At 78.5% G+C, this 1043-nt stretch carries 2 protein-coding genes; both read left to right on the top strand.

Features of this window, described 5'->3' with window-relative positions; all coding sequences use genetic code 11:
* On the top strand, window positions 1–217 hold a 217-nt coding region (locus PYV61_RS25730), incomplete at its 5' end, for a hypothetical protein (protein WP_275836740.1).
* Window positions 218–220: 3 nt separating this feature from the next.
* Entirely contained in the window at window positions 221–994 is a 774-nt protein-coding gene (locus PYV61_RS25725; RefSeq protein ID WP_275836739.1) for a methyltransferase domain-containing protein, read from the top strand.
* Window positions 995–1043 lie beyond the last annotated feature (49 nt).

Here is a 1043-nt window from a genome sequence, read left to right as displayed (position 1 = left end):
GCGGCGGCGCGTCCGTCCCGAGCGCCTGCACGGCGCCCGGCGCGCGGCGGCCGCCCTCGGCGCGGTGCTCGGGACGCAGCTGCTCGGCGTCGCGGCGTTCCGGCCGGCGTCGGTGTGGGGCGGCGTCGGACTCGACCTCGCCGCGGGCGCGGTGGCCGCCCTCCTCGTGTTCGCGGATTGGCGTCCGCCGGCGGGCGCTCCACGCGCGGCCGCCTGAGTCGTGACGCCCCCGCCCTCGGATCGCGACGCGCACCGCGCCTGGCTCGTCGGCCTGACGGGCGAGGTGGCGCGCGGCCTGGTGGTCGATCTCGGGTGCGGGCGGGGCGAGGACCTCCGCCTGCTGGCGGCGCGGCACGGCGGGGCCGACGTGCGGCTCGTCGGGGTCGACGCCTCGGCCGACGCGGTCGCCGCCGCCGCGGAGACGCTGGCGGAGGACGCGCGCGTCGCGCTCCGCTGCGCGGCCGCCGACGGGCGCCTGCCGTTCGCCGACGCGAGCGTCGACGTCGTCTACTCGCACAACCTGCTGGAGTGCCTGCCCGACCCCGGCGACTTCGCACGCGAGGTGGGGCGCGTGCTGCGGCCCGGCGGCCGCGTGGTGGCGGGCCACTGGGACTGGGACTCGCAGCTCTTCGACGGCGGCGACAGGGCACTCGTGCGCCGGCTGGTGCACGCGTTCGCCGACTGGCGGCAGTCGTGGATGGCGCGCGCGGACGGCTGGATGGGGCGCCGGCTGTGGGGCGTGTTCCAGGGCGCGGGGCTGACGGACGGCGCGCTGCACGCGCGCGTGGTCACGAACACGACCTACGCCCCCGGATGGATGGGCTACGAGAACGCGCGGGCGCTCGGGGCGTTGTCGCGGCGCGGGCTCGTGCCGGCCGAGGAGTACGCGCGCTTCCTCGCGGAGCAGGCCGCGCTCGCGGCCGAGGGGCGCTACTGCTACGCCATCACGGGCTTCGCGTACGCGGGGCGGCGCGCCGCCGCTTCCGCGGTCTAGAGCAGATCACGGCGCGGCGTAGCGGCCGTAGCCGCAGTGGCGGAAGTAG

The organism is Roseisolibacter sp. H3M3-2 (assembly GCF_029211165.1).
Lineage (GTDB): Bacteria > Gemmatimonadota > Gemmatimonadetes > Gemmatimonadales > Gemmatimonadaceae > Roseisolibacter.
The sequence above is the reverse complement of the archived record's forward strand: the minus strand, read 5'-3'. Positions and strand labels throughout refer to the sequence as shown.